Annotated in this window: 9 protein-coding genes; 4 read left to right on the top strand and 5 right to left on the bottom strand. The window is 49.3% G+C overall.

The features are described from left to right. Nucleotides 1-9: 9 nt before the first annotated feature. The 3 genes from WC490_06250 to gltX form a co-directional block, all read right to left on the bottom strand. On the bottom strand, nt 10-1,083 hold the full coding sequence (locus WC490_06250) for a hypothetical protein (GenBank protein ID MFA5098206.1): 1,074 nt from the start codon (nt 1,081-1,083) through the stop codon (nt 10-12). A 67-nt stretch (nt 1,084-1,150) separates the two neighbouring features. Next, a complete protein-coding gene (locus tag WC490_06245) occupies nt 1,151-2,632 on the bottom strand; it encodes a PIG-L family deacetylase (protein MFA5098205.1) in 1,482 nt (493 codons plus the stop codon). 99 nt (nt 2,633-2,731) lie between these two features. Continuing rightward, a complete protein-coding gene (gene gltX, locus WC490_06240; GenBank protein MFA5098204.1) occupies nt 2,732-4,171 on the bottom strand; it encodes a glutamate--tRNA ligase in 1,440 nt (479 codons plus the stop codon). A 178-nt stretch (nt 4,172-4,349) separates the two neighbouring features. Here gltX and WC490_06235 point away from each other — a divergent pair, with 178 nt between their 5' ends. Continuing rightward, nucleotides 4,350-5,129 (top strand): hypothetical protein, encoded by a 780-nt coding sequence (locus WC490_06235; protein MFA5098203.1) that lies wholly within the window; start codon nt 4,350-4,352, stop codon nt 5,127-5,129. 1 nt (nt 5,130) lies between these two features. On the opposite strand, the gene WC490_06230 is transcribed toward WC490_06235, so the two are convergent. Further along, nucleotides 5,131-5,406, bottom strand: a complete 276-nt coding sequence (locus tag WC490_06230) for a hypothetical protein (protein ID MFA5098202.1) — start codon at nt 5,404-5,406, stop codon at nt 5,131-5,133. Nucleotides 5,407-5,408: 2 nt separating this feature from the next. After that, nucleotides 5,409-6,329 (bottom strand): 16S rRNA (cytosine(1402)-N(4))-methyltransferase RsmH, encoded by a 921-nt coding sequence (rsmH, locus tag WC490_06225; GenBank protein ID MFA5098201.1) that lies wholly within the window; start codon nt 6,327-6,329, stop codon nt 5,409-5,411. 70 nt (nt 6,330-6,399) lie between these two features. Between rsmH and trpC the strand changes: the two genes are divergently transcribed. From trpC to WC490_06210, 3 genes are all read left to right on the top strand, one after another. Then, complete coding sequence (trpC, locus tag WC490_06220) at nt 6,400-7,185, top strand: indole-3-glycerol phosphate synthase TrpC (protein ID MFA5098200.1); 786 nt, start codon at nt 6,400-6,402, stop codon at nt 7,183-7,185. A gap of 87 nt (nt 7,186-7,272) precedes the next feature. Beyond that, nucleotides 7,273-7,743: a hypothetical protein gene (locus WC490_06215; protein ID MFA5098199.1), complete on the top strand. Its 471-nt coding sequence runs from the start codon at nt 7,273-7,275 to the stop codon at nt 7,741-7,743. Nucleotides 7,744-7,960: 217 nt separating this feature from the next. Beyond that, nucleotides 7,961-8,755 carry a formylglycine-generating enzyme family protein gene (locus WC490_06210; GenBank protein ID MFA5098198.1) on the top strand — a complete coding sequence of 265 codons (795 nt, stop codon included), beginning with the start codon at nt 7,961-7,963 and terminating at the stop codon, nt 8,753-8,755. Nucleotides 8,756-8,803: the final 48 nt, after the last annotated feature.

Raw genomic sequence — 8,803 nt, 5'->3', positions numbered from 1 at the left:
CAGATCGGCCTATCCCATGTCTCTTCCCCTCAATTGTTCCCCTGTGCCCCCTTTTCTTTCGGACAAAGGTTCCATTCCGTCCTCACTGCCGCCAAGGCCTTCTATCGGGTCATGGGGCGCGGGCTCTTGACGCGCGGGACTTGGGGTCCGTTCAAGACTGGAAAAGTCAAGAAAGTCCAAACGGGACAGTTCTTCTCTTACCAGGTAAGATGAAGCAAGGTCAAGGAAAAGGCTTGCAGACCCTACCATGGAGGACCTCAAGGCGGTCCCGGGGATTGCGGCGCTGACAGGGGAAAAGAGCGCGGCAAAGACCCCGGAGGCTTTGTTCTCTGTCGGGACTACGCTGGACCAGTAGTTCACCGTGTAAAAAGGATTTCTTGTCAATGCCGGGACAGTAAGCGTCAGTGCGTCAGGAAGTTCTTCCACGCTGGCATAATGGCCCTCGTTAACCTGCTGCTGCTTTGCTTCAATGGCAAGCTCGATGAGTTTGACAAGGAAAGGATCTCCAAAATCAGCTTCAGGAGGATCGTTAAAGGCTATGTGGGCATTGATTTCCCCAAAGCCGCCTTCAACAACAACGGGAGCTTTGCCTGCGGCAAGCAGGCCGGCATATCTTAAGCATTCAGCTTCGGGTTGGGCTTCTCCGTACAATTGAAAGATCTTTTGCGGGTCAAGAGCCCTGCCAAGGGAAAGAAGAGGCCCCCAGAGCTTTGTGTTGTGATAATAACGGAAGCTTCTGGGATCGGTCGGAGAAAGTTTTGTGTACTCGTCCATCATAAAAAGTCCTTCTGCCGCCTGCCACGGGAAAGTGCCGCTTTGGATAAGACTGGCGTAGACGTCGTTTTGCGACGGGGCTGCCGCAAAGATGCCTCTAAAAGCCCCGTGTCTGTCAACCACTCTTTGCACTTGTTGTTCAAAAGCAAAAGCTGCCGCTCTGCCCATTTCTTCCCTGTTCCTGAAAACATGTACGGACAACTTGTCTGCGCGAAAGCCAATAGAAGGTATGCCTATGCGAGCGAAAGAGTTTGCAAGCCTCGAACAGTTCGTGCGGCCTTCTCCGACAACGATATGACTGGCGGACATTTCTTTTCTCCTTTTATGTTAGATCGCGAAAAATGGAACAAAGAACGTTTGCCCGACCTCCTTCCTCTTATTGTTTGACAGAGATATTAAACCCTTCAGCTATTATCCTGTCCGTATCTCCCCCGCAGTAAGCGCCCAGGGCCGGAGGGGCCGCGGCAAAGCCGCAGGAAAGTTCTGTCCCTGCAATGGCCAGAGCTCTTCCAAATGACTTGACTGCCGGATATTGTTTTGAAAAACCGCTCTGAGGCTGATAATAAAGGAGTGCGTTGATAGGGGTGGCTCCGGTGAACCAGGGCGAGGCATAAGAAAAAACGGGTATCGGGGATCCCTGTTCTACCGCGAGTCCCGCGGCTATTTTAAGCGCTATGGTCCTTGTTGCCACATGATCGGGATGCATATCGCCCTTGAGCGGAGCAAACACCATGTCCACCCTGTCAAAATTGTGCGCAAGAGCCGTCCGGACCAGGTCGTATTCGAACGGCAGTATTACTCTGCTGCCGTCGGGATTCCTGTTGTCATAAAAGGGCAGGTTGAGCAGTTCGGGAACGGCCCCGAGAGGCTTATCTGTTTCGGCAAGCTCACTCATCCTGACGAATGTCTTTATGAACCTTTCGGCAGCCTTGCTTTCCTCGCTTCCGGGAGGCAGGGCCTCAAGAACGTAATAATTGTTCAGTAAAAGCTGTCTTTCTGCGCTTCTGGCGGGCAGGGAGCCGAGCAGCTGTTCTTTATTCTTAAGTATGAAATCAGCTGTGACGCCGCCCTGGCCGCTTGCAAAGACAAGGTCAAGGCAGTTCCAGCCCTTTGCGGTCAGGCTGGCGACAAAAGCTCCGGCGGCAATGACCAGATCATCGGCGTGCGGGCTTGCAAAAAAGATATTGCCTTTAAGGCCACCGTTCTGCAGAAGCCCCGAAGCCTCGTTAAGCTCCCGGTTAGGCAGTTCCCAATTGCCTCCGGGCATCATGTACCTGAGTTGGAACCTTTCCGCAAAAGCAAAATTGCGATCCCTTTTTGTCTGAAGCTCAAACCCGAGGCTTTTTGCGGCGTTGAACAGTATCTGGGCAAAATCAACCCTTACTATCTGTGAAGCGCAGCTAAGTACGGCCTCATACTGTGCCTGCATTGCGCCGCTTCCGTAAAAGTAATTGTAGTTAAACACCCCGGCCATATTCCTCATAGAGATCGGGTGAATTAGCGCTGTTCCCTGTCTTACCGGACCGAGAAAGCTTTGATAGAGAGCCTCTTCCGTTTTGCTGCCCGGTAGTGCAGAGGGAATAATTACGGCATCGGCACTCCGCAGCTCTGCAGCGCATCTTTTGCTTGGGGAAAGCCTTTCGCTTGTGTCAATACTGTGGAAGTACAGGTCCCTTTCTTCTATCCAGGAAAGAAGGCCGCTGTATCTTGCGCGCTCAGTTGAAGGAGTTACCACTTCAACTATCCTTGGCTTTCCATTGATCTCCAAAAGGGAAAAGCCCTGTACCGCTCTATTGGCGCTGTTGGCAAAAAGAGCAACCGGACCCTTTTGCGGGACAAGACTTGCTGCAGATGGCATAGAATACTCCTTTCACAAGATCCGATACAAGACAATGTCGGTTCAAAAAAACAGAAATTTCACTTTTTTGCGGAGAATGCCGGGTTTTGGGAAAAACGATTATTGAAGCAGTTGAAAAGCTTTCTCAAGCCTTTTTAGGCACACTTCTTTGCCGATTATTTCGACGGTATCGAACATCGGCGGGGAATCGGACCTTCCTGTAAGGGCCACCCTTGCGGGATGGATGACTTTACCGGCTTTTATGCCGAGCTCTGCGGCAAGCCCCCTGAAGGCGGTTTCGATATTATCCTTTGTAAAGGGGTTAACGCTCTTAAGGGCGCTGCCGAGCTTTGACAGTATCTCTTTTACCCCTTCTTCCTTCATATGCTTTTCGATCGCTTTCTGGTCATAGGTTATCTCGTCCAGGAAGAAGAAGTCAGAGAGAGCCACTATATCCTTAAGTGTTTTCATCCTTTCAAGCAGACAAACGACTATTTTTTCTATCTTTTCCCTGCCTTCGGGGGTTTTCTCCAGTTCTTTATATGAAGGATACGCGGCCTCAAGGAACGGTTTTGTCATCAGGACGATCCTCTGCGGGGGCGACTGTTTGATGTAGATCGAGTTTAACCAGTCAAGTTTGTCCATGTCGAACACCGCAGGCGTCTTGCTCACCCTTTCTATGTCAAAAAGCTCTATCAATTCGTCAACACTGAATACTTCCTGATCGCCGTGGCCCCAGCCCAGGCGCGCCAGGTAATTGACCATGGCTTCCGGAAGATAGCCCATGTCCTTGTAGGCTATTACGGAAGTTGCTCCATGCCGTTTTGAAAGACGGGCTTTGTCTTTTCCAAGGATCATCGGTATGTGGGCGAATTTTGGCAGCGAAAAACCAAAGGCTTCGTACATAAGGACCTGTCTTGGAGTGTTTGAAAGATGGTCGTCCCCCCTTATCACATGGCTGATGTCCATAAGATGGTCATCTACCACCGCGGCAAAATTATAGGTCGGGAAGCCGTCGGACTTTACGATGACAAAATCATCCAGGAGCAGGTTCTCGAACTTTACATCGCCCCTGATCATGTCGCTTACCACAGTGGTCCCGCTTTTGGGGGTCTTAAAGCGCAGAACGCATTTTTTGCCCTCTGCCTCCAGCGCCGAGATCTGTTCCCTGTTAAGGCCCCTGCAGCGGCCGTTGTACATGGGCGCTTCTTTTTTTGACTCGGCTTCTTTGCGCTGGGCGGCAAGTTCCTCGCTTGTGCAGAAGCATTTGTATGCCCTGCCGCTTTCAAGCAGTTTGCCCGCAAAGTCCCCGTACAGGTCAAGCCTTTGTGTCTGATAAAAGGGGCCCTCGTCCCAGTCCATGCCGAGCCAGGAGAGGCCGTCAAGGATGGCCTGCACAGCCTCCTTTGTAGAGCGGGCGTTATCAGTGTCCTCGATCCGAAGAAGAAAAACGCCCCTGTTTTTCCTGGCGAACAGCCAGTTGTATAGAGAGGTCCTGGCCCCTCCCATGTGCAGATAGCCGGTGGGGGAGGGAGCAAAGCGGACCTTGACCTTGTTGATTGCCGAATCCATGTTATTAGTATACAATTATATGATCGAAATGACAAAAGCCAGAAACCCTAAATCCAAAATTCTAAATCCTAAACAAATCCAAAATTCAAAATTTAAAACCACAAGAGAAAGTTTTGTGCTTAGGATTTTAGGTTTATTTAGTGTTTTGTGCTTAGGATTTTGGGTTTTGGCCTCTGCTTCACATGCAGATCCTTTTCTTGATTCCGTTCTTAAGGACGGCATAGGCGTACGCGCTTTGGGCATGGGAGGGGCTTTTGTTTCGGTGGCGGACGACAGCGATGCAGTCTATTATAATCCGGCGGGCCTGTCCACAGCTGCCACGCAGTTCATCAAGAACTACATGGATGTCAATACGGACCAGAACAACATTAACGATTCATATTCTTTTGCCACAAAACAGGTCGGGTTTGCCTATTGGAGAAAAGAGGACAAGGCCGGGCAGAAAAGCGGTGTCACCGCGATCTCCTTCGGCACGATGGGCGACAACGGCATCAGCTGGGGTATAACTCAAAAGAATGTTGCCTATGATCTTGCTTCTTCTTCACAAAGGGGCTGGACGGCGGACGCGGGACTAAAAGCGGGCCTTTCCAGTGAGCTTACCGCCGGTATCCTTTTACAGGACCTTGTCAAGAACAATGTTCCGGTTTCAACCTCTGTAAGGCTGGGTCTTTGCCTGAGTCCGGAGACCATGAAGAATGCCAAGATAGTGGCGGAAGGCGAGTTCAGGGACCTCAAATCGCCCAACGGGGCCACCACTTTTATGCATTACGGAGTTGAATCTAAGATCACCAACGGCCTTGTGCTGAGGGGGGGGTGGACAAAGGACCGCTTTACTGCCGGGGCTACCGCCACTTTTCCTTATCTGATATTTGACTACGGACTCATCATTAATCCTGACAGCAAAAATACTCAGCTGTTCGGCTTTAGGTTAAGCGACGAAAGATAAGCTACTTATGCTGGGCTTCCCCGGTTATGACGATAAAATTGACCTTTTCCGGATATACCATATTAAGCTGTGAACGTGCCTTGGCCTCGATCTTGCCAAGGTGGGAGGCGGAAGCGATCTCTGCCATCCGCTGCCGGTTCTTTCCCCTGATCTCGTTCAGTTCCTTTGCAAGTTCATTGCTTCTGTAGCCCGCAGAAATAATATAGGAGTTCAGCCACAAGTGGATCATGGTCATCGAGATAAAGACAAAGAGAAAGATGAGCGCTTTGGCTCTCATTTTTACATCCTTTCCGCTGCGCGCAGTTTAGCGCTCCTTGCCCGGGGATTTTCTAAGACCTCCCGACGCGAAGCGCACACGGGCTTTTTTGTCAGTATCTTAAGGGCCTTTTTATGGCTGCAGGTGCACTTTGGCGCCCTGTTATCGCAAATGCAGTCCAGCGACTGAGTTCTGAAGAACTGCTTGACTATGCGGTCCTCAAGGCTGTGGTAAGATATTACAACTATCCTTGAGCCCTTTTCAAGCAGCTTCACAGCGTCAGCAAGAGCTGTTTCAAGACTTTCCAGTTCTTTATTAACATGTATGCGCAGGGCCTGAAAGACCCTGACACAGGCCGCCATTGACATGGGCTTTGGCACAGCGCGCCTTACGGCGCCGCAGAGCTCGGAGGTTGAAGAAAGCGGCCTTGAAGAAACAATGCTGTTAATGATCCTTTTTGCCATCCTTTCTTCGCCATAGTTCCTCAAAATGGCTTCCAGGTCCTTTCCGGAAGCCGAGTTAAGGACCTGTTCGGCGGTCACGGCAGATCTTTGGTCCATTCTCATATCAAGCGGACCGTCCTTCATATAACTGAACCCCCTAAAGGGTTCGTCTATCTGTCTAGAAGAAACGCCGAGATCAAAAAGGATCCCCGAGATCTTTTTAATGTTCATTAGGGCCAAATGTTCTTTTAGCGAAGAAAAATTGTCATGTACGGATATACAATAATCTTCAAGACCCTCCTGCCGCAGTTTTATTGCCAGCTGCTCATGGGATTCTTCGTCGCGGTCAAAGGCCACAAGCTTTCCGGACGGAACGATCCTTTTAAGTATCTCAACGCTGTGTCCGCCGCCTCCCGCCGTGGCATCCACATAAAAGCCTTCTTTGCCGCTTACTAACAGGTCGGCAGATTCTTTAAGCAGAACAGGGGTGTGGTAATTCATTTTTGATCCCGCAACTCTGATTATACCCGCCTTGTAAGGCCTCATCAACTGAGGTATATTTTAATTACTCATGATACTGGACGATATTATCTTTGACAAAAGGCAGGAGGTAACGGCGCTCAAGATAAAGATGCGGGGGCTGGACCTTAAGAAGCTTGTTAAGAAAAGTCCGCCGCCGAGGGATTTTTTTGCCGCTGTCTCAAAGCCCGTTGCCCTGATAGCCGAAGTTAAAAAGGCTTCTCCCACCGCTGGGGTGATCAGTCAGGACTTTGACCCCGTAAAGACCGCCAAAAAGTACGAGAAAGCGGAAGCAAACGCGGTGTCTGTGCTTACCGATGGAAAGTATTTTGAAGGCGGCATAGACGATCTTAAGAAAGTGTCAAAAGCAGTCAGGCTACCTGTCCTGCGCAAAGATTTCATAATTGACGAGGACCAGATATATGAGTCCAGGATGAACGGGGCAGATGCCATCCTGCTTATTGCAGCTGTCCTTGATGACGAAAAACTTGCGGAGTTCATAAAGATAATCAGGAACCTGGGAATGCGGGTGCTGCTGGAGGTCCACAGCGAAGAGGAGATGGAAAGAGCGCTAAAGACCCCGGCCAGGATCATCGGAATAAACAACCGCGATCTTAAGACCTTTAAGGTGGACCTCGCAACCACAGAGCGCCTTGCCGCAAGGATCCCGGCAGGCAGAAAAACGGTCCTTGTTTCGGAAAGCGGCATTAAGTCTGCCGATGATGTCAGGCGCGTAAAAAAGGCAGGGGCCTGCGCGGTCCTGGTGGGAGAAGTGCTTATGAGGCATTCGGATACGGGAGTTAAGATCAGGGAATTAAAACTTGAAGGATCCGGGTGAAAAAAAACGCAAAAGCGATATTGCAAACCGGTCTTCAGGTTGTATAATAACTCGTAAGCGGACAGAGCTGTAAAAGGAGGGGCAATAATGGCGCAGAACGATAAGAGCAAAAAAGACCTCCAGTTCATTGTCAACGAGGGGATAGTTTATAACAAGCGGGACATGATGAACCTGCTTTGGGACCTTGGATATGTGATCTATTTTGAGACCGAAAAAGAAAGGGTCCTTAAAAAAGGCAAGGGCTTTATAATGCGGGTCTCGGTGAACAAAGAAGACCCGACGCTTTTTTTGAACGGCAGGGTCTATATCAATGTTAACTCTTTTGATTACCTGAAGGTGAAAAAGGTCAGAGAGTCTTTGACCCTTTATGAGCTTCACGGCGAAACAAGGGTCATGAAGATAGTGCCCGACACAAAAAAGCATGCCGGCCCTCCTTTCCGTTATGTTGCAGACACGATGGTAGGGCTCGGGGTAATGCCGGAAGAGCTTTTTCCTCCCGAAGCCTTTGACGAAGGCCCCGCGGACGAAATAAGCGACGAATGGTGGAAGACGGAATAATTTGCGCTGATTCCGACTAAACTGCTGAACGCCTCATTTATAATGTATTGGTTCTTCTGCCGTCTTTTCAATAATGCTGTCAATAAACTGCCATTCTATTATCCTGGAATTATATGAAATATCCGGCATGGTAATACGATAATAGTGTACAGATGAGGGTTTGCCATAAGGGCTCAAGGCAGAAAACTCTGCTCGAGTAAAGGAGGAATATATGGCTTTGGTAATAAACGGGATGAGAATCACTGGAATGGGAGCTAGACATGTATTGTTCCGGCCGGTATTCGGGGAGATAAAACTGAGGATCCCTGAAATGATAAACTTTACAAGCGGGTCTTTCCCAATGGGAAGTGATTATTTTTCGGACACCAGACCGATAAGGCAGGTAAAATTAAGCGAATTCGCGATAGGAAAATATCCTGTTACAAACGGTGAATATCTTGGTTATCTTCATTTGATGGGATTTAGCATACCCAATATTGTGGCTGATCCGGAATATGCAATGCATCCGGTCGGAGGCATCAGCTGGTATGATGCGGAAAGGTATTGTGATTTTCTAAGCGGGCTAGAGATGCCGAGAATAGGAGGCGAGGGGCTTAGAAAATTCAGTCTTCCGACCGAGGCTCAATGGGAATATGCGGCAAGGGGAAATGAGGGGAGAAGGTATCCTTGGGGAGATGAGCCGTATGAAGGGCGTGTGAACACGAGAAATGGAGAGACACTGCCTGTTGATTTCTTACCTTTAGGCGCGACTCCTTCAGGTGTATTTGATATGGCCAGCAATATAACGGAATGGTGTAAAGACTGGTATGGCAGTTATGATCCCAGGGATCTGATAGATCCTATTAATTCCAGGCCGGATCCGAATAATAATGATTGCAGAGTTGTGCGAGGTGCTTCTTTTAGAGTTATTGAATACCCGGATCATCTTCTTGCTTTCTACAGAGGAAGGGAGAGCTACGCCCGGCAAGACCTTAATTTTGGTTTTCGTATAGCCGAGATATTAAAACCGTAGCCCTTTTACCTGATAACTGCCGGATCGCAATAACAGGTGATGACAATG

The organism is Candidatus Margulisiibacteriota bacterium (assembly GCA_041650635.1).
GTDB lineage: Bacteria > Margulisbacteria > WOR-1 > JAKLHX01 > JBAZKV01 > JBAZKV01.
Note: the sequence above shows the minus strand (reverse complement) of the source record. Positions and strands in the feature narration are given on the sequence as shown.